Raw genomic sequence first — 345 nt, 5'->3', positions numbered from 1 at the left:
GTGCTCCATTTGTGATGGGTAAATCTGAGAGTGCATTTGGTCGTAGTCAAAAGATTGAAGACACCACCATGGGCTGGCGTTTTATCAACCCAAAGCTTAAAGAAATGTATGGTGTTGAAACCATGCCGCAAACGGCTGAAAACGTGGCTGAACAGTTCAATATTAGCCGCGCTGATCAAGACCAATTTGCTTTAACCAGCCAACTACGTACGGCAGCAGCTCAAGCACGTGGTTTCTTTGATCAAGAAATCGTACCTGTGACTATTCCACAGCGTAAAGGTGATGCGGTTGTGGTGGCAAAAGATGAACATCCACGTGCATCAACCACTTTAGAAGCCTTAACCA

General features: G+C 45.5%; 1 protein-coding gene. It reads left to right on the top strand.

Annotated elements, in window-relative coordinates; all coding sequences use genetic code 11:
• On the top strand, window positions 1–345 hold a 345-nt coding region (locus AC1M9I_RS14670), incomplete at both ends, for a thiolase family protein (protein WP_481611219.1).

The sequence above is a fragment of the Acinetobacter sp. ANC_7553 genome, assembly GCF_056779895.1.
Note: the sequence above shows the minus strand (reverse complement) of the source record. Positions and strands in the feature narration are given on the sequence as shown.